The sequence below is a fragment of the Yoonia sp. GPGPB17 genome (genome assembly GCF_037892195.1).
Lineage (GTDB): Bacteria > Pseudomonadota > Alphaproteobacteria > Rhodobacterales > Rhodobacteraceae > Yoonia.
Window position 1 is genome coordinate 2886925 of record NZ_JATACI010000002.1, and the last position, 25945, is coordinate 2912869.

22 protein-coding genes and 5 pseudogenes are annotated in these 25945 nt (G+C 57.2%); 7 read left to right on the forward strand and 20 right to left on the reverse strand.

All coding sequences use genetic code 11. The features are described 5' to 3' along the window. Positions 1–7: 7 nt before the first annotated feature. A complete protein-coding gene (locus QTO30_RS15205) occupies positions 8–673 on the reverse strand; it encodes a DsbA family protein (RefSeq protein WP_340424940.1) in 666 nt (221 codons plus the stop codon). A 2-nt stretch (positions 674–675) separates the two neighbouring features. Next, positions 676–1194 carry a DUF721 domain-containing protein gene (locus QTO30_RS15210; RefSeq protein WP_340424941.1) on the reverse strand — a complete coding sequence of 173 codons (519 nt, stop codon included), beginning with the start codon at positions 1192–1194 and terminating at the stop codon, positions 676–678. A gap of 68 nt (positions 1195–1262) precedes the next feature. Between QTO30_RS15210 and mutY the strand changes: the two genes are divergently transcribed. Both mutY and QTO30_RS15220 read left to right on the forward strand, forming a co-directional pair. Further along, positions 1263–2315: an A/G-specific adenine glycosylase gene (mutY, locus tag QTO30_RS15215; protein ID WP_340424942.1), complete on the forward strand. Its 1053-nt coding sequence runs from the start codon at positions 1263–1265 to the stop codon at positions 2313–2315. 50 nt (positions 2316–2365) lie between these two features. Then, positions 2366–3507: pseudogene (locus QTO30_RS15220) on the forward strand (alkane 1-monooxygenase). 6 nt (positions 3508–3513) lie between these two features. On the opposite strand, the pseudogene QTO30_RS15225 reads toward QTO30_RS15220, so the two are convergent. From QTO30_RS15225 to QTO30_RS15245, 5 genes and pseudogenes are all read right to left on the reverse strand, one after another. Next, positions 3514–4250: pseudogene (locus QTO30_RS15225) on the reverse strand (SDR family NAD(P)-dependent oxidoreductase). 2 nt (positions 4251–4252) lie between these two features. Beyond that, positions 4253–4825, reverse strand: a complete 573-nt coding sequence (locus QTO30_RS15230) for a DUF3833 domain-containing protein (RefSeq protein WP_340424943.1) — start codon at positions 4823–4825, stop codon at positions 4253–4255. Positions 4826–4827: 2 nt separating this feature from the next. After that, positions 4828–6054 carry an MFS transporter gene (locus tag QTO30_RS15235; protein ID WP_340424944.1) on the reverse strand — a complete coding sequence of 409 codons (1227 nt, stop codon included), beginning with the start codon at positions 6052–6054 and terminating at the stop codon, positions 4828–4830. Next, positions 6051–6809, reverse strand: a complete 759-nt coding sequence (locus QTO30_RS15240) for a DUF1365 domain-containing protein (protein WP_340424945.1) — start codon at positions 6807–6809, stop codon at positions 6051–6053. Before QTO30_RS15240 ends, QTO30_RS15235 begins: the two co-directional genes overlap by 4 nt. After that, positions 6806–8104, reverse strand: coding sequence for an NAD(P)/FAD-dependent oxidoreductase (locus QTO30_RS15245; protein WP_340424946.1), 1299 nt, complete (start codon positions 8102–8104; stop codon positions 6806–6808). The genes QTO30_RS15240 and QTO30_RS15245 overlap by 4 nt, the downstream gene beginning before the upstream one ends. A gap of 254 nt (positions 8105–8358) precedes the next feature. On the opposite strand from QTO30_RS15245, the gene QTO30_RS15250 reads away from it, so the two are divergent. Further along, the gene (locus QTO30_RS15250) at positions 8359–8883 is read left to right on the forward strand and encodes a sigma-70 family RNA polymerase sigma factor (protein ID WP_445327195.1); all 525 of its coding nucleotides are present in this window, start codon (positions 8359–8361) and stop codon (positions 8881–8883) included. An 8-nt stretch (positions 8884–8891) separates the two neighbouring features. After that, on the forward strand, positions 8892–9542 hold the full coding sequence (locus tag QTO30_RS15255; protein WP_340424947.1) for a ChrR family anti-sigma-E factor: 651 nt from the start codon (positions 8892–8894) through the stop codon (positions 9540–9542). An 87-nt stretch (positions 9543–9629) separates the two neighbouring features. Here the strand turns inward: QTO30_RS15255 and QTO30_RS15260 are convergent, their stop codons facing one another. The 11 genes and pseudogenes from QTO30_RS15260 to QTO30_RS15315 all read right to left on the reverse strand — a co-directional run bounded on the left by QTO30_RS15260 (position 9630) and on the right by QTO30_RS15315 (position 22179). Next, positions 9630–10388 (reverse strand): SDR family oxidoreductase, encoded by a 759-nt coding sequence (locus QTO30_RS15260; protein ID WP_340424948.1) that lies wholly within the window; start codon positions 10386–10388, stop codon positions 9630–9632. 2 nt (positions 10389–10390) lie between these two features. Continuing rightward, the gene (locus tag QTO30_RS15265; RefSeq protein WP_340424949.1) at positions 10391–11629 is read right to left on the reverse strand and encodes a DNA recombination protein RmuC; all 1239 of its coding nucleotides are present in this window, start codon (positions 11627–11629) and stop codon (positions 10391–10393) included. Then, a complete protein-coding gene (gene mutL / locus QTO30_RS15270) occupies positions 11626–13437 on the reverse strand; it encodes a DNA mismatch repair endonuclease MutL (protein WP_340424950.1) in 1812 nt (603 codons plus the stop codon). The genes QTO30_RS15265 and mutL overlap by 4 nt, the downstream gene beginning before the upstream one ends. Positions 13438–13545: 108 nt before the next feature. Further along, positions 13546–14855: pseudogene (locus tag QTO30_RS15275) on the reverse strand (M16 family metallopeptidase). Continuing rightward, positions 14855–16185: pseudogene (locus QTO30_RS15280) on the reverse strand (M16 family metallopeptidase). Before QTO30_RS15280 ends, QTO30_RS15275 begins: the two co-directional pseudogenes overlap by 1 nt. 85 nt (positions 16186–16270) lie before the next feature. Further along, positions 16271–16917, reverse strand: a pseudogene (locus QTO30_RS15285) (DUF3035 domain-containing protein). Between the two features lie 50 nt (positions 16918–16967). Continuing rightward, complete coding sequence (locus tag QTO30_RS15295) at positions 16968–17474, reverse strand: signal peptidase II (RefSeq protein WP_340424951.1); 507 nt, start codon at positions 17472–17474, stop codon at positions 16968–16970. 10 nt (positions 17475–17484) lie between these two features. Further along, positions 17485–19074: a bifunctional phosphoribosylaminoimidazolecarboxamide formyltransferase/IMP cyclohydrolase gene (gene purH, locus QTO30_RS15300; RefSeq protein ID WP_340424952.1), complete on the reverse strand. Its 1590-nt coding sequence runs from the start codon at positions 19072–19074 to the stop codon at positions 17485–17487. A gap of 18 nt (positions 19075–19092) precedes the next feature. Continuing rightward, the gene (locus QTO30_RS15305) at positions 19093–19914 is read right to left on the reverse strand and encodes a heparinase II/III family protein (protein WP_340424953.1); all 822 of its coding nucleotides are present in this window, start codon (positions 19912–19914) and stop codon (positions 19093–19095) included. Next, complete coding sequence (locus tag QTO30_RS15310) at positions 19875–20834, reverse strand: heparinase II/III family protein (protein WP_340424954.1); 960 nt, start codon at positions 20832–20834, stop codon at positions 19875–19877. Before QTO30_RS15310 ends, QTO30_RS15305 begins: the two co-directional genes overlap by 40 nt. Before the next feature lie 70 nt (positions 20835–20904). Continuing rightward, entirely contained in the window at positions 20905–22179 is a 1275-nt protein-coding gene (locus QTO30_RS15315; protein ID WP_340424955.1) for an RsmB/NOP family class I SAM-dependent RNA methyltransferase, read from the reverse strand. Between the two features lie 72 nt (positions 22180–22251). On the opposite strand from QTO30_RS15315, the gene QTO30_RS15320 reads away from it, so the two are divergent. The 3 genes from QTO30_RS15320 to QTO30_RS15330 all read left to right on the forward strand — a co-directional run bounded on the left by QTO30_RS15320 (position 22252) and on the right by QTO30_RS15330 (position 23649). Further along, positions 22252–22428, forward strand: a complete 177-nt coding sequence (locus QTO30_RS15320; RefSeq protein ID WP_340424956.1) for a DUF1674 domain-containing protein — start codon at positions 22252–22254, stop codon at positions 22426–22428. A 106-nt stretch (positions 22429–22534) separates the two neighbouring features. Continuing rightward, positions 22535–23395, forward strand: coding sequence for a polysaccharide biosynthesis/export family protein (locus QTO30_RS15325; protein ID WP_340424958.1), 861 nt, complete (start codon positions 22535–22537; stop codon positions 23393–23395). A gap of 29 nt (positions 23396–23424) precedes the next feature. Then, complete coding sequence (locus tag QTO30_RS15330; RefSeq protein WP_340424959.1) at positions 23425–23649, forward strand: hypothetical protein; 225 nt, start codon at positions 23425–23427, stop codon at positions 23647–23649. 6 nt (positions 23650–23655) lie between these two features. Here QTO30_RS15330 and QTO30_RS15335 read toward each other — a convergent pair whose 3' ends face one another. Then, positions 23656–25629 (reverse strand): M10 family metallopeptidase C-terminal domain-containing protein, encoded by a 1974-nt coding sequence (locus QTO30_RS15335; protein WP_340424961.1) that lies wholly within the window; start codon positions 25627–25629, stop codon positions 23656–23658. Beyond that, a complete protein-coding gene (locus QTO30_RS15340) occupies positions 25629–25829 on the reverse strand; it encodes a hypothetical protein (protein WP_340424962.1) in 201 nt (66 codons plus the stop codon). The genes QTO30_RS15335 and QTO30_RS15340 overlap by 1 nt, the downstream gene beginning before the upstream one ends. Positions 25830–25945 lie beyond the last annotated feature (116 nt).

The window sequence follows — 25945 nt, forward strand, 5'->3', positions numbered from 1 at the left end:
GGGCCGATTAGCCCAGCTTCCCGTCCAGAACACCAGCGAATTCATCATAGGCCATGTTTGAATACTGCTGCCCGTCGATCATGAACGTTGGGGTCGAACGGACACCGTCACGTTCTGCATTTTCCTGATACCAAGTGAACAATGCCTCCGCCTTTGCTCCGTCGCTCAGACAGGCATCAAGCGTTGCATCATCCAGACCCGCAGTTTTGGCCAAACGGCGCAGGTCTTCGATGATCGTTGCCGGATCACCGGATGCGGCCCATGCGCGTTGTTCGGCATAAAGCACATTGGAGAATGCAAAGAAGAAATCGGTGTTTCCGCTACAACGCGCAATCATCGACGCCCAAAGGCCGGGACGGTCAAAATAGACCTCACGGTAGATGAACCTGACTTTGCCAGTGTCGATGTAATTCTCTTTGATCGCCTTAAACTGATTGGCGTGGAATGTCGCGCAATGTGGGCATGTGAAAGAGGCATACTCAATCACTTCGACGGGTGCTTCAGGATCACCCATGACCATTTCCGTAACGGTGGGCATCTCGCCATCTGCGCTTTGCGCCATTGCGGCACCGGGCAAAAGCCCCGTTTGCGGGTCAGGCCGTGTCAGTGTCCAACCGGCCCCCAGGGCCACAAGCGCACCGCCACCAGCGGCCAAAAGAGTTCTGCGTTTCATATCTACCTCTGATCAGAGTTTTGTTTTGTTAAGACATTTGCGCCCAGCGCCGTCAGCGCCGCCCGCAGTTTTTCGTTTTCCACCGGTTTAGATAGGGCTTCTGCCGCCAATTGCATGGCGGCATCTGGTGTTTTCTTGACCTTGGGCGCAGGCGCGAAGGTCACACGTCCCTCGGCAAAGCCAGTGGGCGCGGTTTGCGTAATCCGCACCCGTGATATCGCGCGATACCCATAGCAGGCATTCACCTTTTCGCGGATTTGTTCTTTTTGCATCTCCAGCATCGGCGCCTGCGCACCTGTGGTCAGCAGTGTTAGAGTCGCCCCCATACCGCCTTTGCCGTAGCTGACGTTCACAGGGGTAGCAATCTCGGCTGTTGCATCACCGGCAACCTCGGCCCAATGGGTCAGCAAACGCGTCACAGCAAACCCACGCTCTTCGCTGGCTTTGCGAATGTCGCTTTGCATCAATGTAGCCGCACGGGAAAATCCACGCGTGGTGCTGGTGTGCCGTGGCTGTTTCATGTCTAAGCCCTACTTTATTACGAAAGATGCGCCAAGTCTGTGTGTCAGGATGAAACGGATAATAAAAATTGCGTGACCTTAGTTCAGAGCTGTTGGCGTGGTATGACGTGCATGCGCGCGAAATGCCGTGGCGGATTTCGCCTGCGGACCGCCAAGCGGGGGTTCTGCCAGACCCTTATGGGGTCTGGATGTCAGAGATCATGTTGCAGCAGACAACGGTTGCCGCTGTGCGTGACTATCACCGCAAATTCATGGGGCTTTGGCCGACGGTCCGTGATCTGGCGGCGGCTGAGGATGCCGATGTCATGGCCGCTTGGGCCGGGCTGGGCTATTACGCCCGTGCGCGCAATCTGCTGAAATGCGCGCGCGCCGTTGTGGCGGATTGGGATGGCATATTCCCCGATAGCTATGACGAGTTGCTGAAGTTGCCGGGCATTGGCCCTTACACCGCAGCGGCGGTGGCGGCGATTGCGTTTGATCGGCCAGAAACGGTGGTCGACGGCAATGTTGAACGTGTCATGGCGCGTTTGCATGACATTCACGCGCCATTGCCGGGATCGAAGGCTGAACTGACAGCCAAGGCCAAAGAGCTGACCCCGCAGAACCGCCCCGGCGACTATGCACAAGCGGTGATGGACCTTGGGGCGACGATCTGCACCCCGCGCAGTCCAGCTTGCGGGATTTGTCCTTGGCGTGATCCTTGTGCGGCGCGGGTGGCGGGGACGGCGGCGGAATTGCCCAAGAAGACCCCGAAAAAGAAAACGCCCACGCGGTTTGGAATCGTCTATGTGGCGCGCAGGACGGATGGCGCTTGGTTATTGGAAACTCGGCCTGAGAAAGGGTTGCTTGGCGGCATGCTCGGTTGGCCCGGATCAGACTGGGGGGATGAGCCCGAGGAGGCACCACCATTCGAGGCTGATTGGCAGCTGCTTCAAGAAGAGGCGCGCCATACCTTTACCCATTTTCATTTGCGGCTGAACATCATGATCGCCCACGCCGATTTGGACACACAGCCCCTGCGTGGACAGTTCCTGACGCCCGATGCTTTCAGCCCGACGGCGTTGCCGACCGCGATGCGTAAAGTGTTTGATCTGGCCCATATGACGTTACGCCACATTTGAGAAATGAAGCTAGCAGTCGTACACTGTCGTCCTAGCGTTGCGGAGGCGAGATGACGTCAATTCCTCAGACACCCAAGATCGCAAAGATCACAACCGCGTTGCCGTTTTGGCTCTCGCTCGGACTGGTCCCTGTGGCCATCTTTGCTGCGACGTATGGGGGCTGGGCGATTGCGCTATTGCCCCTTTCAACGTGGTTTCTGTTCACTGGGTTGGATTATGTTGTCGGGAAAAACAATGAAAACCCCGATCTGGAAACGCCCGAGGATCAGTTGGGTTGGTATCGGCTGATCACCCTGCTTTGGACGCCGATACAATTGATCACCATTTTTGGGATCATGATCTATGTGATTGGGTCTGATCACCTGACGCGTGTTGAAGAGTGGCTTCTCTTTGCCGCCCTTGGGATTCTGTCCGGCACAATCGGTATCGTCTACGCGCATGAACTGATGCACCAAAAGCCCAAGCTGGAACGCTGGATGGCGGATGTTTTGCTAGCATCAGTCTTGTATTCGCATTTCCGATCCGAACACCTGTTGGTCCATCACCGCTATATCGGCACGCCTCGTGATCCCGTCACGGCCCGCTACGGTGAAAGCTTCTACCGCTTCTTTCCGCGCGTGCTCTATCAGTCGCTAGTGTCGTCCTTCAAAGCGGAAAAGGCATGCTGGCGCGTAAGTCATTGCCTTGGCTTCACCTCTCAAACCCCTTCTGGCTGTATCTGACGCTTCAGGCAGGGTTTGCCCTGCTAGCATGGGTCATTGGCGGTTGGTGGGGCGTCTTTTTGTTTGCAACACAGGCGTTCTGGGCTGTCTTCCAACTCGAGTTGGTGGACTACGTTGAACACTATGGTCTGACCCGTAAACACCTTGGCGATGGTAAATACGAACATGTGTTGCCGCGCCATTCATGGAATGCCACGCAACAGGCCTCGAACTGGTTGCTGATCAACCTGCAACGCCATTCAGATCATCACTACAAACCCAACCGGCGTTTTCCTTTGCTACAAACCTATGATGACGATGAAGCGCCGCAACTGCCCTATGGCTATCCGTTGATGACGATGATCGCTTTGGTGCCGCTTGCGTGGCGTAAAATCATGAATCCGCGCGTCAAGGAATGGCGACGGCGGTACTATCCAGAGATCAAAGATTGGCGGCCTTACAAGAACGCGACTAATCCGTTGCCCCGATAAGAGGGGCTATTTCGCCCCGAAAAGGCGATAGTACATCCAGTCGGGCATGAACTGCGACAGGCGGAAGACCCAGGAAAAGACCATCGGGAAGCTTTTCTTGAAGGCGTCGGTGTTCATATGTTCGAACACTTCTTTTGCTGCATCCTCGGGCGACATGATGAACGGCATGTTGAAGTCGTTCTTTTCTGTCAGACGCGTTTTGATAAAGCCGGGGTTGATTAACTGCACTTCGATAGGTGAGGTGCGCAGGTCCGCCTGCATGGATTCCGCCAAAGACATCATCCCGGCCTTGGACGAGCAGTAGCCAATGGCACCGGGGAGACCCCTGAAACCTGAGAGCGAGCCAACCAGCACGATATGCCCCGCGTTTTTGGCGACCATGCCCTTGATCACGGAACCTACGACGCGTGATGCACCAAGGAAGTTTACCTCGCCCATCATGTCGGCCTTTTCGTTGTCCCAATCCTGCGCCTTCATGGGCCAATATACCCCGGCGAGATAGACAACGCCATCAATGTCACCCACCTTTTTCGCCGCCGCCTCAACAGCGGTGCGGTCGGCCACATCAACGGTCACATATGATGCCTTGCCAGGCAGTTGTGCCACCAGTTCCTTTAAGCGGTCTTCGGATCTGGCAGAGACAATCACCTCGGCCCCGGCGCGGCTTATGCTGAAGGCCACTTCGCGGCCCAACCCTCGCTCGCGCCAACGAGCCAGTAGCGTTTTCCTTGCCAGTCTTTCACGGTTATTCTCCTGCGTAGGCCTTGTCTTTGGGGCGCATGGTTGCGACAAGCTCGGCCACTTTGATCCCGAATTTGCGGAACTGGCTGCGGTTCATGATGGAGCCGTTGGACATCAGGTACATCCAGTCAGTCACATCCAGCGCATGTCCGCCTGCCTCTTCGGTCAGTTTGATGCGGTAGTTCAACAAGACGGCAGATCCGCTTTGTTGGCCCGTGCCCGCTCCAACAACATCAGGAGCTTCGGCTTTGATCTTGCCGTCATTGCCCAGTGTCAGGGTCCATTCACGGTTCTGTACCTGACCGCTGTCGTAGTAGAAAACCTCTTTCATGGTGCCGACATTGCCATTCCAGGATGCTTCAAAATCAGCCACGAAGCGTGACGATACTTTGCCGGTAGGACCGTAGATCACGCCTTCACATAGAATCGGCCCATTGAACCGTTCGCGAATGTCAAAGATGGGCCCATCTGCGTAGTCATCAGACTTTTGCGCCCAGAAGGACACATAGCGCTCTTTGAAGAACACCGCCGTTGCCATGAGCGCCGCTCCGAGCAGAATGTAAGTGACAAACGACATCGTTAGTCCTCGAGTTTCGTGGCGATCAGCAAGCCGATGGCCAAAAGTTTCAATAGTGACGGCACAAGTGCGTATAGCACCGTCAGCATGGTGATCGCTTCGGCGGGCAAATCGGTGGCCCCTGCCGTGAAGCCAGATCGTTCAAGTAGCGGCAGTAGAACCACCGCGGCGAAGGCAAGCGTGAACTTGTTCACCAAATTCCAAAGGCCAAATCCCTGCCCCCCATTGGGCGAAATTGCAGCCATCCGTTTCGCGAACATTGCGGGCAGCAAAGTGAGGTCTGCCCCGATGGTCGCTCCACTTAATACGCAGATAACTGCAAAAGGGATCACATCGCCGGGCGATAAAGTGAGGGTGTAGCCAAATGAAAGGACCGCGAGGATCATGGCGGCGATCAAAACAGGCTTGGGGCTGAACCGTCGCGCGAGGGCTGACCAGATAGGGGAAGAGAGCGCTGCCGCCAGGAAAAAGAGGACCAGTAGCGCACCTTCCCAGCCAACGCCCCCCAATTTGCTTTCCACATAAAAGAGGAACAGCGTGGACGAAACCGCAAGTGGTGTTGCATTGACCAGCGCCAGGATCAGGAGCTTTCGCGCGGTGTTGTCGCGGATGATTTCACCGATCTGTGATGGTTCTTGGCTGACGCGTTCTTTCCATTCGGGCCACATGAAGAAGGCTGCGATGAGTGTTAGTGCGGCAAATCCATATGCAAAGGCGGCAAAGGGGCTGGCAACGACCCCAATCAAGACCGTTGGGATGACAGCCGCGATGCACACACCCAACAGCGCCCCACTTTCACGCCATGCCGCCAGTTTGACGTGACCCTGTGGGTCGCTGCTTACCTTGCTGACCCCTTGGGCGTAGAAATTGATGGATAGGAAACTGAACGCGGTGAAAAGCGCGGTGACGGTGATCCCAAACCACCAAATCGGGGCGATGGGCGGGATGACCGCAAAAAGGCCGATCATGGATAGCGCCATGACGAGAGCGGTCAGTGTGATCACCAGTTTCTTGGATCGCGTCAGGCGTTCACTGATCCATCCCAACACCGGGTCCTGAACCATATCGAAAAGGCGCATCGCGAACAGCAGTGCACCCAGTGCAGCCAAACTGACCCCAAAGGTATCAGCGTAGTATTTGGGTGCATAGATATAGATCGGCAGGCCAGCGCCAGACAGCACGGCCGCAAAGACCGAGTAGGCGGGCAGCCGCTCTGACAGGGCTTTCATCTGCTGACCTCGTTGGTCGGCGGTTCAGGTTGGGATCGGAAAGTTGCACCTTTCCACCATAGTTTGATCGCTTGCCAGTGGATCAACGTCAGCACGCGCCGAGACCCGAAGGGTCGCCGAAGCGCTGCCTTGATGATGGAGCCATTGGTAATGGGCTTACGTGGCCCCGTCAGCGTCGCGATCAAACCGCCATTGCCGCGTGAATAATCGATCCAGATGCCAATAATGTCGGGCTGAATGTCAAAACGGAAGGTATATCCGCCTTCGATGGGTTGAAAGGGCGACACATGCATCAGCTTTTGAGCTGAAAGTGTTTCGTCTTTGGTGATCGGTCGACCATCATCATGACGGCACAGATAAGAGTGACGGTCGCCAAACGTATTGGTGACTTCGGCGATGACAGTGGTGAGGGTATCATCGCCATCGTAACACAGCCAGAAGGAGACAGGGTTGAACACATGCCCCAGCACGCGCGGCTGCGCCAGCAGCTCAATCCGGACCGCGTCTGTCACATTGTATGTCGCCAGCACATCACGGACCCAAGCGGCCCCTTTGCCTTGCTTGGGTGCACCGCCATGGTCGCGGTCGTGCAATGACATCAGGTTGCCGCTGTTGCGCGAAAAGAACGCTGGCGTTTGCGGCGTCGCCTCAGCGTCCGTCAGAACATAGTCGATGGAATAGCGAAAAGCGTTCTTCGTCGCCCCACGCCGCCCATGATAGGTTTCCGCTGCGATATGATGAACGGCAGAGGTCACTCGGCAGCAAGTTGCAGATGATTAACAGCATTGAGCGAATGCACGACATCAAGCGCGCTGGACAACCCGTCTTCGTGGAACCCGTTCTTCATCCATGCGCCGCAGAACCAGGTACGGTTCGAGCCGTTCATTGCCGCGGCGGCCTCTTGGGCGGCTATCGCCTCAAGATCATAGACCGGATGGCGCAGCGTCACTTCATCCCAGATCAGCTCTTCTTCGATGGGCCTGTTGCTGTTCAAGGTAACCATCATGTCCTCGCCTTTTAGCCAAGGCTGCAGCGAATTCATCCAGTACGTCAAGTTGATCTCTTTGTCGGTGCGTTGGGCATCTTCGGAATAGATCCAAGACGACCAAACCTGACGGCGCTTGGGCATGATCGAGGTGTCCGAATGCAGCACGACTTTATTGGGCTGGTAGCGCACGGCCCCAAGAACAGATTTTTCGACGGCAGTGGCATCCGACAGCATTCGCAATGTGTCGTCCGAATGGGTGGCAAAGACCACTTCGTCAAAGGCTTCCCAGCTTTCGCCATGCGTCTTCACGTCAGCCCCTGTTGCCGTGCGGCGCACGGCGTCAATGGGTGCGCCAAGCCGGATATCAATACCGCGTTGCACCATATCAGCGGCAAGGCGCGTCACATACTCGCGCGACCCACCGTCGACAGTGTACCATTGATGCTGACCTGTTGCGCCCAGCAGCGCATGATTGTCGAAAAAGCGCATCATGGCATAGGCCGGAAAGTCGAGGATCTTTTCCTTTGGCGTTGACCAGATCGCGCCGGAAAAGGGCAGGAGGTAGTGGTCGCGGAAGTAATCGCTGAGGTTCAGCTTTTTCAGCAACTCACCAATCGTCATCGTTTCATCTTGGCTTGCTTCAAGCCCGTGGGCATTGAATTTCAAGATATCCCGGACCATGCGCAGAAACTTGGGGCTGGCAATGTTGCTGCGCTGGGCGAATAGCGCGTTGAGGCTGGCCAGACCGTACTCCATCCGGCCCCCGCTGAAAGAGGCGCCAAAGCTCATGTTGCTTTTGATGACCGGCACATCAAGGTGATCAAACAGCTTCGTCAGGTTTGGGTAATTGGCATAGTTGAAAACGATAAACCCTGTATCAACGGCCTGATCCCTGTTTTTGCCCGCCATTCGTGTACGGGCGTGGCCCCCTAACCTGTTCTCGGCCTCAAACAGCACGACGCGGTGGTCTTTTGCCAGTGCGTGCGCAGCCCCCATACCTGAAATACCAGCACCAATCACCGCAATTTTTCTGGGAACGGCTGTCCCGGTCTCGAATGGCATGTCAGGGGGCTCCAGTGTGTCTTGATCATTTGTTATTGTTGTTACGTGTCCATTACTTACATGGATCACAAGAAAATCGCATGTGTGGTGATCCAACCGCGGGTTGGCGGCGTAACACCTATATGTTGACGGAACCGAACACCCTCACAAAAGCGGATGCGCTGCCGCCCGCTGTCACTTATGGTGATGCGAAAGTGCAGCCCATGCGCAAAGTGAGGAAGACAAAGGTGAACCCCGAAGCATCATCAAAACGCATGGCGTGGGTCGTTCAGGTGTATGCCGTGCGTGACAGCCAGGATCGCAAGGCCTTTGCCGAGCTTTTTGGCTATTTCGCGCCGCGCGTGAAGTCATTTTTGATGAAGTCGGGGGCCAGCCCGGATCTGGCAGAAGAATGTACACAGGAGGTCATGGCGACCCTTTGGAACAAGGCCCATATGTTCGATCCCACGAAAGCGAGTGTATCCACTTGGATCTTTACGATTGCTCGTAACCGAAAGATCGACATTTTGCGCAAGCAGCGACGGCCCGAACCGGAAGACCTGCCATGGGGCCCCGAAGCAGAGCCAGACCAGACCGAGGCTTTGGGACTGCAGCAAGAAACGGAACAACTCGGGCAGGCCTTGGCCACATTGCCCGCAGAACAGAGAAAACTGATCGAGCGCGCCTACTTTGGCGAGCTGAGCCACAGTCAGATCGCCGCTGAGACGGGATTGCCGCTGGGGACGATCAAATCGCGGATTAGATTGGCGCTGGATAGACTGCGCCACGCAATGAAATGATGAACGATATGAAAAAGATCAAACACCACCTGACCGAGCAACTTCTGATGGGGTATGCTGCTGGAACGCTGCCGGAGGCCTTCAATCTGGTCGTGGCCACGCATATTTCGATGTGTGATACCTGTCGCGCAGCCTTGGCCGAGTACGAAGCGCTGGGCGGGGAAGTGATGTTGGAAAGTGACCCGGCTCAGATCGCTGAAGATGCGTTGGAAGCAACGCTGGCGATGATAGATGGCGGGCGGTTCGTAGAAAAGCCAGCGCCGCTTCGCGACCAGCGCAGCATGTTTCCAGGCCCCCTGCAGGATTATATTGCCGGTGATATCGATAGCCTGAAGTGGCGCAAGATCGGTGGGGGTGTCAGTCAGCTTGTCCTGAACACCTCAAAGGACGCCAGTGTGCGGCTTTTGCGCATTCCTGCGGGTACGGCAGTGCCGGATCATGGGCATCGTGGGACGGAACTGACGTTGGTGTTGCAAGGTGCGTTCACCGACGAAGAGGATCGATTTGCGGCCGGTGACATTGAGGTCGCCAACGAAGATTTGCACCATACGCCAGTTGCGGAAGAGGGCATGGATTGCATTTGCCTTGCTGCGACTGATGCGCCGCTGCGGTTTAGTGGCATCGTGCCGCGCATTGCACAGAAATTTATTGGGATCTGAACCGGGACCCACTCACAAAAAGGCGCGCCGATGCAAATCGGGGTGTCTTTTTGTATCTGGAATCGCGTAGCAGTAACGACAGCGCGTCTAGACCGAATGATAAGTTTCGGTATTGCCATCGACAGCAATCGCCTGGCCTGAAACGAATTTTGCGGCATCGGATGATAAATATGTGCAAAGCTCCGCTATTTCTTTGGGTTCTGCAAAGCGACGCAGTGAACTGCCAGAGGCATAGTCGAGATACACCTCATCCGGGGTAACGCCGCGCGCTTGGGCTTCTGCGGCAAGAACCCGATCCATCCGGTCACCACTCACCGCGCCGGGACAAATGGCATTGCAGCGAATACCATATGGACCCAGTTCTGTTGCGATCGTTTTGGTAAATCCGATCACAGCCCATTTCGCTGCGGCGTAAGGCGCACGAAACGGGGCACCAAACAGGCCTGATGTCGATGAGAGATTGATGATTGTCCCGGATTTTTGCCTTTTCATGACAGGGGCGATGGCGCGACAGGTGATCATCTGAGCGTCCAGATTGACCGCAAGGCAATGTTTCCACTGCGCAAGGTCAAGGGCTTCAACCGGGTCTGCCTGACCCGCGATGCCTGCGTTGTTGATCAAGACATCACAGCCGCCAAAGTGGTCCAGCCCGGCCCTTAGCCATGCGTCCAAAGCTGCTTCATCGGTGACATCCACAGGGGTGCCGGTGATCCCTTTTCTCAGCTCATTGAGGGCTGCATTGTCCTGATCACAGACATAAACCTGTGCGCCTTGGTCCGCATAGGTTTCGGCAATCACTTTGCCGATCCCGCCTGCTCCGGCAGTGATAAAAACACGTTGGGCCATGGTCATCCTTTGGGCGGCATCATTGGAACGACCTTTGGGTCAGGCTCTGGCGCGATCTCTTCGAAGTCAAAGTTATCCAACCGGTGGGCGCGCTTACCTGCCTTTTCGGCCGAAATCTTGATATCTTCGATATCCTTGGCGGCTTGCCCAAAGTGCCGATCCAGATTGCCGACGCGGGTCACGAGCCGCTCAACATCGCCTCCCAGCATCGCGAGTTCTTTGCGAATGGCACCTGTCTGCTCGCGCATCCGCGCATCTTTCAGAATGGCACGCATGGTGTTGAGCGTGGCCATGCAGGTGGTCGGCGATACGATCCAGACACGGGCGGCAAAACCTTCGCGCACGATATGCGGGAGGCGGCTGTGCAACTCGGCATAGACAGCCTCGGACGGCAGAAACATCAGCGCGCCATCGGCGGTTTCGCCCTCTATCAGGTAACTGTCCGAGATTTTCCTGATGTGCGCCTTGATGGCCTGACCAAAGGTGGCCAGTGCGCGTTCCCGCTCTGCCTTTGTTTCCGCTGCCATTAGCGCCTCATAGGCTTCCAGCGGAAACTTGGCGTCAATCACGATGGGGCCGGGCGGATTGGGTAGATGTACCAGACAATCGGGGCGGCTGTTGTTCGACAGGGTCGCTTGCCACGTATAGCTATCAGACGGCAGGGCCTTGGACACAATGTCTTGCAGTTGAATTTCGCCAAAAGCCCCGCGGGTTTGCTTGTTTGACAGAATGTCCTGCAAGGACAGCACGTCGCCGGACAGTTTTTCAATATTCGTCTGCGCCTTGTCGATGGTTGCCAAGCGTTCTTGCAGCTCGGTTAGGCTCTTGGTCGTCTTCTCGGACGATCCCGACAGCGTGTCTTTCATCCGCTCTTGCATTTCAGCCAAAGAGCGCGCCGATTTGATGGCATTGTCAGACAGGCGTTCGGCCATCTGCGCCTGCACCTCGGCCAAGCGCGCTTCCATCGTTTGGACCACCTGCACCTGAGCTGTCGCCTGCGCGTCACTGACGGTGCGGATGTTGCCTGCCAGTTGTTGCTGCCCTTGCCCAAGTGCGTTGACGTCCTGTGACAGGCGCCCGACCTGCGAGGCGACAAATTGCACCGCTTCGGTCGACGTGCCTGCGCGGCGCACGGTCATGATCAGTAGGATCAACACAACCAGCATAAGCACTGCGCCAGCCATCACGCCCATCACCATGGGATCGCTGAGGTCGTAGATATTTTCACCGATTTGGATCATGTGCGCCCGAAAAGCCGCTCAATATCGGTCAGTTTGAGTTCGACGTAAGTCGGCCGTCCATGATTGCACTGGCCGGACAGCGGCGTCGCCTCCATTTCGCGCAAGAGCGCGTTCATTTCAGCGGCCTGCATGCGACGGCCCGAACGGATGGAGCCGTGGCAAGCGACCCGGCTGAGTATTGCCTCAATCTGCGTTTGGACCGATGCGCTGTCGCCCTGGTCGGCCAATTCGTCGAGGATATCGCGGATCATGGCTGCGGCATTCACTTCGCCCAGAATGGCGGGGGTTTCGCGCACGGCAATTGCGCCGCCGCCAAAGGGTTCGATGGTCAGGCCAAACTTGGCGAGGTCCTCGGCGATTTCCAGCAGGTGTCGCGCTTCGTTCTCTGACAGCTCAATCACCTCAGGGATCAGCAAGGCCTGCGCGGCAACGCCGTTTTCCGCCATCTGCGCCTTGAGCTTTTCATACACCAGCCGCTCGTGTGCGGCATGTTGATCAACAATCACGATCCCGTTTTCGGTTTGCGCGATGATATAGTTCTCATGCACCTGCGCGCGGGCGGCGCCAAGTGGCAGATCGTCGGGTTCATCTTCGATGACCGGTTCGATCCGGGCTGAAGGTGCTTCGCCAAACCCGGGCGCCTGCGCCTGAAACGTCATCGAACGCGCACTGAAGCTGGGCCGGTCCATCTGATAGACGCGAGGTGTCATTGGTTCTGGCGTGATCGCGCCCAAAGTTGCATTCGCGACCGTGGTAGAGGCGCGGTGTCCGGCGTCGGCTAAAGCATGGCGCAGGCCCGAGATGATCAACCCGCGTACCGTACCGGGGTCGCGAAACCGCACCTCTGATTTTGCGGGGTGGACGTTGACATCCACCTGCGTCGGATCGCAATCGATGAACAGTGCGGCAACCGGGTGTCGGTCGCGTGACAGAACGTCCATATAAGCGGCGCGCAAGGCACCCAGCAGCATCTTGTCGCGCACCGGGCGTCCGTTCACGAAAAGGAATTGTGCGACTGCAGCCCCGCGCGAATAGGTTGGCAAGGCGGCATAGCCTGTCAGGTGGAACCCTTCACGCTGGGTATCAATCCGCAGTGCGTTTTCGGCGAAATCCTTGCCCAAGACCGTGCGGAGCCGCCCATGTAGGGCGTCAAACAGATCGCCGGTTTCGGCATCGGCGCGGAACACCGTGCGATTGTCACCTTTGGAGGCGTCTTGCAGAATAAAGGTGACGAATGGCTCTGCCATAGCAAGGCGTTTGACGATATCTGTCACCGCTTGCGCCTCTGCCCGGTCCGTGCGCAGGAACTTGAGCCGTGCGGGTGTCGCATAGAACATATCGCGCAACTCGATCACCGTGCCTGATGAAAGCGCGGCGGGTTTTACGCCTTCGGCTTTCCCGCCCGCAACAGCGATCATCGCGGCCTCAGCGCCTTTGGCGCGCGACGTGATCGTCAGGCGGCCCGTTGCCCCCAGCGACGGCAAAGCCTCACCCCGAAACCCGAACGATCGGATGTTGAGCAGGTCCGACCCATCAATCTTTGACGTCGCATGGCGGGACATCGCCATTGGCAGATCCGAGGGCATCATGCCACATCCATCATCGGTCACGCGGATCAATGTCTTACCACCATCAGCGATAACCACTTCAATGCGCGAAGCCCCTGCGTCGATACTATTTTCAACAAGTTCTTTGACTGCCGAGGCAGGGCGTTCCAATACTTCGCCCGCCGCAATCCTGTTAATTGCGGCGTCGTCCAATTGCCGGATCACCGGGTGTGGCTGTATTTGGGGGTCTGCGATGGCCATACCACAAGTTCTAGCATGTTCATGCACGATTCTGCGAGTGGAAAACATGCGAAGGAAATTCTGGAATTTCCTTCTGACAAAACAATTTTTATCTAAAATTGTTCGCCGCTAAGGTGTGCTTTCCAATCCAACAGGTTTGCCGACCACCACGAAATGCAGGTTCTCCGGCTGCAGCAGCTCTGCTGCCACCCGGTTCACATCGTCCAGCGTTACAGCGTCAACAAAATCATTGCGATTGATAACATAGTCGGGCGTCAGCCCAACCATTTGCATGCCAACCATGATCTTGGCGATTTCCGCATTGCCATCGAAACGCAGTGGATACTCACCGGTCATATAGGTTTTTGCGACGGCCAGTTCCTCTGCCGTCATCCCTTCCTCGGCCATGCGGGTCCATTCGTTGCGGGTCACTTCAATCGCTTCGGCAATCGTTTCATTGGAGGATGCGACTGATCCCAGCATGACCTCTGAATGAAACCGTGGCACCAGATAAGAGCGGATGCCATAGGTCAGACCGCGTTTTTCCCGCACCTCGGTCATTAGCCGCGATTCAAACCCACCTGCACCAAGCACGCGGTTAACGATCACAGCGGCAAAAAAATCCTCATCATCGCGTTGCATGCCACGATGCCCAAAAAGGGCGACGGATTGGGGTGTGTCGAAATCTACCACGGTGATCCCACCCGCAACGTCATAGACAACATTTTCAGGCAGTGGCGGGCCCTCTTGAGGCAAATCGCCTAAAAGATCGTCCAGTAAGCTGCCCACGGTCTCGGCTGTTGTGTCGCCGACAACGGATACATACAGACGGTCCCTGACCAAGGCATTGCGGTGGGCTGTCACCATGTCATCTTGTGTCAGCGCACTGACGCTTTCCACGGTACCCTCAATCGCTGACCCGTAAGGATGATCGCCGTAGGCGGCCGCGTTGAAAACCGCACTTGAGATCGCATTTGGGCTCTTTTCGTCGCTGGCTATTCCCGAAATCACCTGGGCGCGTACCCGGTCCAGCGCGTCCTGATCAAAGCGTGGCTCCAGCAGTGCCTGACGCAAAGGGCTATGACCTCCTCTTTGTTCTCGGTCAGAAAGCGGGCCGAGACAGAGATCGTGTCATCAGACGCCCGAAAGCTGATGCTTGCAGCAAGTTCCTCCAGCGTTGCCTGGAATTCCTGCGCCGACATATCGCCGGATCCTTCTTCCAAAAGCCCTGTCATCAGGTTTGTTGCGCCGCGTTTGCCGGGCTGGTCCAACACGGGGCCACCCTGGAAACGCAGCTCGAGCGCCACGAAGGGGATTGAAGGCTCTTCCACCACCCAAGCGTTGATACCACCGGGGGATGTGACCTCTTTGATGTCAATCTCGGCCCGTGCGGTTGTCGCGATAATGGTCAGGCACAAAGCAATCAGAATACGCAGCATCAGCGTGCCTCCTCATCGTTGGTCACGACCCAGCCGGTGACCGCCTGATCCCGAATAAAGACCTTTGCGGCGACCGCTTTGATGTCGTCTTCGGTGACCGCTTGCAAAACATCTGGCCATTCTTGTACGTCCGCGACGGTCAGGCTTTGGGTCAGGGCCGCGCCATAGCGCTGCGCGATCCCTTGGACATTGTCGAGCGCGTAGATTTCTGACGCACGCAGCTGTGTGCGGATGCTTTCCATACGGTCAGGATCAATCGTCCCTTCCATAAAGGCGCTGATCACCTCATCCATTGCGGCTTCGGCTTCCGAAAGGGTGACCCCTTCGGACGGAACCACCGCAAAGAGAATGTCGCATCGTCCAGCCATGAGCCACTGTAGGATGCATTGGTGTAAATCGCGGTTTCTGTGTCAAATTGCAGCGCTTGCCCCAGCGCTGACGTGAAGGGTGATCCACCCAACAGTTCTGCCAAATAGACCAGTGCTGCCGCTTCGGTCTGTGCGCCAGGGTCACGTTCCGGCGCAAGGTAGCTGCGGACCAGATAAGGCTGGCTGACACGCGCATCGACATAGGTGATGCGTCGTTCCGCGCGTTGCGGTGGCTCTTGCGGGCGTTCACGGACTGGCAGCTGATCTTCGGCGGGGATCACGCCGTAGTATTGCTCGGCAAGTGCAAGCACTTCGTCGGGCTGTACATCACCCGCTACAATCAGGATGGTGTTATTCGGCGCATAGTAGAGGTCATAGAAGTCCTGCACGTCTTGCTGATCAAGCTGCTCCATCTCGTGCTTCCAGCCGATAATCGGCACGCCATAGCGGTGGTTTTGAAACAAGGCTGCGCGGAACTGTTCGCGGGCCAAAGCATTGGGGCTGTTTTCGGTACGCTGGTTGCGCTCTTCCAGAATAACGCCACGCTCGCTTTCGACCTCTTCTGGCGTCAGCACAAGGTTGTTCATGCGATTGCTTTCCATCTGCATCATCAACTCAAGCCGATCAGCGGCGACGCGTTGGAAATAGGCCGTATAGTCATAGCTGGTGAAGGCGTTATCACTGCCCCCGTTGGCCGCGACGACGGATGAAAACTCGCCCGATGCGAGTACATCGGTGCCTTTGAACATCAGGTGTTCAAGGAAATGCGCAATGCCAGAGACGCCTTCGGGCTCGTCCGCGGAGCCTACTTTGTACCATAGCATATGCACGACCACAGGTGCGCGGTTGTCTTCGATGACGACAACCTCCATCCCGTTATCCAGCGTATATGTTGTAACTTCTTCGGCCTGTGCGGCAATAGCCGACATCATGATTGCCAATGCGGCGAACAAACGTGTCATGAGCACCCTTTTTTCAAATGACTGCCCTGATACCTACGCTGCTTTGCGTTTCGATCAAGTCACCATACGCGGATGTGAGGTGTGGTTATTGCGCTTCTGCAGGTTCGTCGGTTTCACAAACGCGGCGCAAGCGCCCATCGGGTGATCCGATTGTCGTGAACACACAGTTTTCACGCAAGCCAAATTGTCCCAATAGTCCGGATGCAGCTGTCTCGCGTGCTTCAACCGCTTCGGCAGGGACTTGCGGCACAAGAACCCCCAGGGTCCCAAGACGTGCCAGCTCTGCTGGTGCATCAAGTGCGTCGCGGCTGTAAGCGGGGAAATATCTGTCGCGTCCGAGTGGGTTGACGACATTTAGTCGCCGCGCGCGTTCCAGCTTCGCTGCATCTTCTGCGGCCAAGACGGACCGGATGTTCGGATCCACGCCATAGCGGTTCGTTTGCGCCAGAAGGGCTGAATCACCTGCAGGTATACCGCCAGCGATCTGCGCGGATGGCGATCCACCCAGCGCGCGGATGGCGTCGGCGTTCGGTGATGGATCGGTGCGATTGGCACCCCCGGTGTAGGAGTTGGCAGATCACGTGTTTGCGGGATTTCGAGCGGGCCGAGCGGGATCACCTTGAATTCGTCCGGACCTCCACCTGCCGACCGCAGGTCACGCAAGGGCCGGTCGGTGTTGCCACAGGCGGTCACCAAAATCAGGGCCAGAACAGAGAAAGAAAGCGCACGCATCGAAAAACCCTCAGTGTGTTTTTGGTGTTTAACCCATGGTCGTGGGGACGTCACGCTGATTTCTTTTTGTCATCGGCAAGAAAGGCCAATCCGACTGCACCGATAAAGATACAGATGTCAGCGACATTGAACGCATAGGGATTGTTGATCCCGCAGCACGACATATTCAGGAAATCAGCAACGGCGCCATAGAAAAAGCGGTCGATGACATTGCCCATCGCACCGCCAATCAGCAGCCCGCCCGAAATGTAGACCCACTTGGTGCCGCCGACTTTGTTCAGCCACCAGATGACAGCGGCAGTGATTAAGAAGGCGACTGCAATTAGCACCCAGCGCATATCGAATTCTGCAAATAGGCCAAAGTTCACACCGCGATTCCACGCCATGCGCAGGACAAGAAAGGGCGGGAACACCTCGACTGATTGCGGATAGGGCAGTTGATCTGATGGCACGGTTACTTGCGCCCACTTCAACCCGAAGACATTGAACAGCACGTGGAATTTGATCAGCTGATCAAGCAGGAAAATCCAAAAGGCCGTCAGGAACATCAACCGCATCGCAAAACCTCTAGTGCCGGAAGTGGCGCATGCCGGTGAAGACCATTGCGATGCCAGCTTCATCGGCAGCCGCAATCACCTCATCGTCACGCATGGAACCACCGGGTTGGATCACGCAGGTCGCACCCGCAGCGGCGGCTTCCATCAATCCGTCAGCGAAGGGGAAGAACGCATCGGACGCGACCGCAGAACCCTTGGTGAGCGGTTCCGGCAAGCCCATCGCCTCGGCCATGCGCTCCGCCTTCTTGGCAGCGATCAGCACGCTATCAAGGCGCGACATCTGGCCAGCGCCGACTCCCACTGTTGCCTTGTCTTTTACATAAACGATAGCGTTGGATTTGACGTGTTTGGCGACTTTCCAAGCAAACAGAAGGTCGGCCATTTGATCGTCGGTTGGTGCCACTTTGGTCACAACCTTCAGATCATCCATGCCGACATAGCCGGTGTCTTTGTCCTGCACCAACATGCCGCCCGCAACCTGACGGTAGGTGGTGATGGGCGCTTTCACGTCCGGCAGTCCATCGGTTGTCAGCAGGCGAAGGTTCTTCTTTGCGGCAAACACGGCTTTGGCCGCATCAGAGGCACCGGGTGCGATCACGACTTCGGTGAAGATCTCGACAATCGCTTTGGCGGTGTCCTCATCCAACGGCTGGTTCAGTGCGACGATACCGCCAAAGGCACTGGTGCGGTCGCAGTCAAAGGCATTCTGATAGGCCTCCAGCAAAGTCGTACCACGCGCTACACCGCAAGGGTTGGCGTGCTTGATAATTGCGACGGCGGCGCCGTCGGCAGGGTCAAACTCTGCCACCAGTTCAAAGGCGGCGTCCGTGTCGTTGATGTTGTTGTAGGACAGCTCTTTGCCCTGATGCTGCACGGCAGTCGCCACGCCGGGACGATCTGTGCCATCGGTATAGAATGCCGCCGACTGGTGGCTGTTTTCGCCATAGCGCATGGTCTGTTTGTATGTGCCGCTGAAAGACCGCCGCCGCGGCGTATCTGACCCAATCGCTCCAGCCATCCAAGTGCTGACCGCTGTGTCGTAAGCGGCAGTGCGTGCATAGGCTGTCTGCGCTAGGCGCTGGCGCAGTGCCAGCGTAGTCTGCCCGTCATTGGCTTCCAGTTCGGCCAGCAACGCATCATAGTCTTCCACATCTGTGACCACATTCACAAAGGCATGGTTTTTCGCTGCAGAGCGGATCATCGCAGGCCCACCAATATCTATGTTTTCGATACAGGTGTCGAAATCCGCACCTTTGGCGACGGTCTCTTCAAACGGATAAAGGTTCACTACCAACAGGTCGATTGGCCCGATGTTATGCTCGACCATCGCATCACGGTGTCCTTCCAGATCGCGACGGGCCAGCAAGCCACCGTGGACGACCGGGTGCAATGTCTTGACCCGCCCATCCATCATCTCGGGAAAGCCCGTCACATCGGCCACATCGCGGACTTCAAGCCCGGCATCCCGCAGCGCCTTAGCCGATCCGCCGGTGGACAGCAGTTCAACCCCGCGTGCAGCGAGCGCACGACCAAGGTCAGTTAACCCGGTTTTGTCAGATACAGAAAGCAGGGCGCGGCGCAGCGGGGCAAGATCGGTCATGTGGGTCCTTACGAAAGGCTAATCTATCGCGTCCAATGGATCGGCCTTGGCAAAGTCACGCACCGCAGTCGGTGTGTCTTGCGTTTTGGCCAAGGACCAACGGACACGCGTCGCATAGGCCATTGCGCGCCCGGATAAAACCACCTGTTGTGTCGCAAGGGGTTTTAATCGCCGATTTTGCAGATAAACTGACGGCGCGAGGCCAAGTTTTGCTGTACCGTCATGACGCAACTGCCAAATCTCGCCTGATTTCAGAGTGAGCGAGACGGTCGTGCAAGCAACATCAATTGCGGGGATGACATCTGGGTGCAGATGAAAGCGGATCACAAATGGCAAACCACCCGGCGTTTGCACTTTGTCAAAAACGGTTTCGTCATTGGGGCCGAGTGTGGTCAGCAGGTCTTGCCCTTCCAACGTACGCCCATCCGCCGAAAGATGCAGGATGCGCGCATGGGTTAAACCATGCGAGGCTTGGTAGCCGTTGTGCGATAGCTCCAGCTTGCGCCCATTGTCCAGGTCAGAGAAGGCGCATTGCACTTGCGTTGGCAGTTCAGTCAGCAATTCGTCACCGTTTGCCAAACGTCCCTTGGGGCCAAGATGCGAGGATGACACCCCTTCAATCATCATGGTTGCATGGCTGGGTGTTGCACGGCTGGCCCTGCGCCACTCTTCCCCAAAGCGCGCACCAGAGCCGCAGTTGACGATCATTGGGCGGCGGCCAGAGGTCAGTTCAATCCCAAGTGTGCTGGCATGTGCCTCAACCGATGCGGCGCCTGAAGGGGGTGTGTCCGCATCCACAATCAGCGTGGTGCGTCCAGCGGCGAGCCGCGCATAACCCATATAGGGCTGTGCTGCTTAGGCTGCGTCTTGATCCCGGTGGACACCAGCGCTTCGTCCAGGCGCCCTTCGATCCCTTCTCCGCCACCATGAAAGCGCGCAAGACTGCCATCAGCATGGCGCAACGCCCGCAAAGTCGGCACGATGCGGGCAATGGCATCCGTGAGCTCACGTGGCACAGTGCGTTTGGCATCGCGTAGTGTCTGCGCGGTCCAGTTCAGTAGGCTGAGGATGTCTAACAGGTCCTGCGGCTTGCGCGTTGCAATCGCCCCATCAGGACCAATCTGTGTCGCACAGTCTTGTACCAGTGCGGTAAGTGCGGGGTCTGCATGGCTTTGCATGCTTTTAAGCGACAGGCTGGCGTGGATTGTCCCGGCAAGCGCCTCAAACCGCCGCAAACCCGGTCTTGCCGTGTGCAAGCGGCGCGACAGAAACAAAGTCTGCCGCGCAAGGCTCTGAAAGAACCGGGCAGATGTGTATTTGTCATGGCCGCGTAGCAGAAAGGGCCCGTGGTTGATCCAGCGTATCAAACGGCGCCCGGTGATACCCGGTGTCCAGCCGTCACTCCGGCCATGGCCGTAGGTGTCGATCCAGCCAAAGATCCAGTTTTGGGCGAGCGCCCGCGCTTTTTCGTCGCCCACTGCGGCCAGATCATCCAACCACGCGCAACCTTGTGCTTCGTCTACAACTTCCGGATATGCTGCCGCGATATCCCAGATGGTGTAGTCTTTGCCTTCGACAAAAAGTCCTGAAAACAAGAATTTTCCTGCTATCAACTGCTGTCCGCGTTCCACAACGCCAATGGTTCGCGGTTCTGGCGGGGATACAAATTCCGTCGCAAGGGCCGCCCGGGCAGCGCGGCGGGCATGCATCCGGTTCATAAAGCGCGTGCGCTTGTCCTGCCATGTGATTGCTTTGGCCAATGCCTGTAGCCTTAGTTTGCACGCGTAACATACGGTTTTGTGCAAACCATAGGAAAAGCCTGACGCTAAGTCACGCAGGCTTTCGCAGGACGGCCATGTAGAACCCGTCCATGCCGCCGGTGTCCGCCCAGTAATCGGGGCGCAGGCGCAGCCCGCCCTCATCGGTGACCCAGTCAGGGCTTATGCCGCCAAGGCGCAGGGCGTCCGCCTCAATCGTGAGGTCAGTATGGCGGGCCAGCGCCTCTTCTACTTGCACCTCGCCTTCATCTGGCAAGAGCGAGCAGGTACAAAATACCAACCGGCCCCCAGGCTTCAGCAGGGTCAGCGCATGATCAATCATTGCCTCTTGTTGGTCGATCAGCGCGCCAAACTCGGACCCGTCCTTGGCATAGGGTAGATCGGGGTGCCGTCTGATGGTGCCTGTGGCGGAACAGGGGGCATCCAACAGGACGGCATCAAAGCCGCCTTCATTGAAGGCAAACGCATCGCTGATCACACATTTGGCTTTCAGACCCACGCGCGACAGGTTTTCACCAATCCGTTCCATCCGTTTTTCGGATATATCGACGGCGATAACATCAGCCCCCAAGGCCGCCAGCTGCATCGCCTTGCCACCCGGCGCTGCGCAAAGGTCCAGCACCTTCAGGCCTTTGACATCACCCAGAAGCTTCACCGGGATGGCCGCCGCTGCATCTTGCACCCACCAATCTCCCTCGGCATAGCCGTGCAAAGTGGATACCTGGCCCGCGTTCTGCAAACGCACCGAACCTGTCGGTAAAACCGTGCCACCGAGGGTTTCTGCAACAACTGCCGCGTCACCCTTCACCGATAGATCCAATGGTGCGCCTGTGAAATGCGCGGCTTCCATCCCCATGACGGCCTCACGCCCCCATGCCGCAACCAAAGGTTGGCGTAACCACCCCGGCGTAAGCGGCACAGCGCGTTTGGCCCAGCCGTCCGGTCCTTCGGCAGCAATTTTCCGCAAGACGGCGTTGGTCAAACCCTTCATCGCTTGGGTGCGCTTGTTACGGGCCACGATCTCGACATAGGCGTTCACCACCCCGTGTGCGGCCTCACCGCTGCACAGTTCTATGACACCGAGACGCAAAGCATTCATCACGTGATCAGGTGGCGTTTTCTTGAGGTAGGGCTTTAACATCCGGTCGGCCCGGTCCAACCCGCGCAAAGCTTCGGTCGCAAGGCGCTGGGCGCGGGCACGGTCATCGCTTTCCAGCCGTGCCAATGCGCCGCTGCCGATCAGTTCTGCCATCAAACGGCCTTCACCGGTGATCTGCATCAGCAGATAATGCGCAGAGCGGCGGGCGGGCAAACCTGTTTGGTTCATGACGGTCTCACTTGAAGCTGGGTGGCCGGGGCGTATATCAATCCATAGACATCGACAAGGAGGGTGCCGCCCGTGACCGATCAGCCCAAGGACCTGCCACCTGCAGCACAGCGTGCGCTCGCCGAGGCGGAAGAGCGGCGTAAGATGGCGAAGGATCAGACCTTGCCGACCGAATTGGGTGGACGCGATGGGCCGGAGCCTGTGCGCTACGGCGATTGGGAGAAGAAGGGTCTGGCCATCGATTTCTGACCTTAGCGTGGCCGCGCAAAAGATATCTACTGATTTTGCAAACCAAGCGCTGTTGCCTATGTTGTTGGCGGTGTAGGGTATTCGGGCTGCTACAAAGGAATCAGGTTTGCTCGTCCCAAGATTTGCTGCCGTCATTGCGTGTTTTGCCCTTGCCAGTTGTGGTTTGCCCCGTGGCGCGGGCTTCCAATCGGAGATTTTAGCGGCGTCTAACGCCAATACGGCCGCTGAAGGCGAAGAACCCGTCTATGACTTTGCTGTCTACGAGGTGAACCGCGATACATTGCCCATTCTGCAAGGATGGCCAGTGACGGGCGATGATACGTTGCCGTGGATCGTGGCGCAGGAACAGCCCGCATCCTTGATGATTGCCGCAGGTGATACGGTGCAGGTGACGATCTGGGACGCCGAAGAAAACTCGATCTTCGGGGCCACCGGTGTGACACCTTTGCAGCCCGAAGTAGTGAGCTCCAACGGGCGGATCTTTGTACCTTACATCGGTGATTTGCGCGTGACTGGCATGTCTCCATCCACCGCGCGGCAACGTATCGAAGAAGAGTTGATCCGAACTGTGCCATCTGCACAGGTGCAGTTGTCCGTTGAACCGGGGCGGTCCAATACGGCCAATCTGGCTTTTGGTTTCGCCGCGCCTGGCCTTTATCCGCTGCTTGATCGCAACGTCAAAATCCTTGATCTGTTTTCACAGGCGGGCGGACCGAACCCCGAACTGAACTCGCCTCAGGTCCGTCTCGTCCGTGGGTCGCGCACCTTTGGTATCCCGTTCGAACGACTGTTGCGGGAGCCCAGCGCCAATATTGCGTTGCGAGGTGGCGACCGCGTTTATGTCGAAGATGACGCCCGCAAGTTCATTGCGCTTGGCGCCACCGGCACCCAAACCGTTGTTGATTTTCCCGAGGTCGAATTTTCGGCCATTGAAGCGCTTGCTTTTATCGGGGGTGTTAACGCTTAAGCAGCGCCAACCCCGAGGGCATTCTTATCTTGCGCGAATATGCCACAGGTGCCGTGGCTGACGGGATTGCCGGGCCACCGCAAGAGCGGGTGGTGTTCAACATTGACCTGACCACCGCTGACGGCTTGTTTTCGGCCCGCAATTTCATGCTGGAAGGCGATGATCTGATCTACGGCACCGAAAGCGCGCTTGGCCCGGCATTGACGTTGTTTAGTCTGACCAACAACGTGCGCAGCCTGGCGAATACAAACTGATAGAGTCTAGAACAGGGCGATGTCATCCGCGAAAGTGGCGGGGTCTGTGATCCCGTTGACGATCAGGACGTTGCCATCTTCAAAATCAATAACGGCGCGCCCGTCGGCGATATCACCGTAGACGAACAGCACATCCGCAGCCGAGGTCAGACCCGTCCAAAGCGAGGGGTCAAGGATGATCTGGTCCACCCCTTGCGCGAAGTCGATAATCTCATCGGTTCCGCTATTGAAAATAAACGTATCCGCACCGGTGCCGCCAATCAGCACGTCCTGCCCCGAACCACCGTCCAAGGTGTCCGCACCTGCACCACCCAGCAGCGTATCTGCCCCCTGATCGCCCAAGAGCATATCGTCGCCTGCGCGCCCAAAGAGCGCGTCATCGCCCCGATGTCCACGCACCACATCAGCACCCCCACCAGCAAAGACAAGATCGAACCCGGCACCGCCTTCCAGCGTTTCCGAAGCGTTGCTGCCGTCAATCACAAGGCCAGATCCTTCGCTTGATGATGAACCCATGGTTCCGCGTAGCAGATCGAGATTGCCGGACTTGATCATCTGCCAGGGGGTCAAAGGGCTGTTGTCGCCATTGTCGGCTACAGGTGGCGTGGGCAGGGTGCCGCCCAGCGGTGGTGTAGGTGTGGCTGGGCCCGGATAGCCAGGTGTCAGGTCGACTGGCAACCGGGACAGGCCAATCAGATCACCCGTACTCAGCGTGCGATAGTCAATCGGGTTGCCATCTGAACTGATGACATGCAGTACCTCATCCCCATAGATAATCCGCATGCCATCGTCTTGCAGCGTGATGAATAACTGGCTGATGTCGCGCAGCATCGGCCAAAGCGACAAGTCGATCTTGTCCTCGCCCACGGCGAAATCTGTGATCGTATCCGCCTCGCCATCGGCAGATAGTATGAACACATCTGCGCCCGCGCCGCCAGCCATGATATCGCGGCCCAACCCATCACGCAGGATATCGTCGCCGCCTTCACCGTTGATTGTGTCATCGCCGTTGTGGCCTTGTAGAATGTCGCCGCCAGCCGTGCCGGTCAGTTGGTCGCCATCCACCACAGCCGTTATGGTTATGCCAGCCAGCCCGGTGTCTAGCCGCAGTTGCGTCACCCCGGTTTCACTGCTGCTGGCGGCGAATATATCAATGCCTGCGTTGCGCGCAGATGCAGCAACCGCGCTGACGTTATCCAGACCGAAATCATCGGTATCTTCTATTGAGGCGCGGTGTACTAACAAGCCGCCTTCCAGCAACAGAAAGACAGAGATCCCGTCATCTGCGCCGCCCGCGATAACATAGGTTTTGCCGTCCGCTTCGATCACATCAAGCGATGTGACGCCGCCAAAGCGGGTGTCGCGGCTATCGAGCACATGATCGCGGACGATCATGCTACCACCTTCGCCCAGTTCGACGACGCTCAGGCTGCCTGTTCCAGCAGCGGCAAGGACAAGATAGTTTGTTCCACCCACTGTTGCGGTCTCAAGTGCGGTTGGTGCGCTGATCCATAGGCCCTCGTCCGCTCCGATGGTGGTTTCGCTGGTCACATGCCCCGCTTCATCCACCGCCCTTGCGGTGATGCCGTTTTGCACAGTGCTGGTTGTGATGAGGAAATTCTGCCCGGCAACCGCCGTCGTCGCAGATGCTGTGATGCCAGCGGTCGTGTCTGGTGTCACGTCCTGCAGAACGGTGTGGCCAAGCAGCGTGCCGCTTGCGTCAAAGTTAAGACGCGCCAGCCCGGTTTGCCCGGCCAAGGCCCCGTAGATCACCTGACTGCCGTCGGACAGGCCGACGTTTGTTCCAAACTGGAAACCGGTAAAGGTGGGGGGCAGCGACGTTAGCGCCGTAGTCACCCCAAAGCTCCCATCGGTGTTAAGGACAACAGCCTCAAGTGCGCCATCAGTTCCACCACCGACGAGCAATGCCTGTGATCCACTTATAGAGAGTCCGGCGATGCTACCTGTACCACCGGCCATCACCCCCCGGCAAAGGGCTTGTCTTCACCAATGCTCAGAACACCGCTGTCAATGTCCCATTGTCGCAACACGCCGTCATATCGGGTGCTGCTATAAAGCTGTGCGGTGCCGTTCACATCCATGACCATGAGGTCAGTAATATGCGAAAGCGCCATGTCACCGGGACCGGTGACATAATACGAAAAGGATATAGAAGACATGAAATAGGTCCCCCCCGGAACCATGTGTCATCAGAATGTTCTGTTAAGATGCGTGGCACTGGCGGTCGGATAGGGGCGCAATTGCGGCGGGGGTATGAAGCTTGCCGTGCAATTTG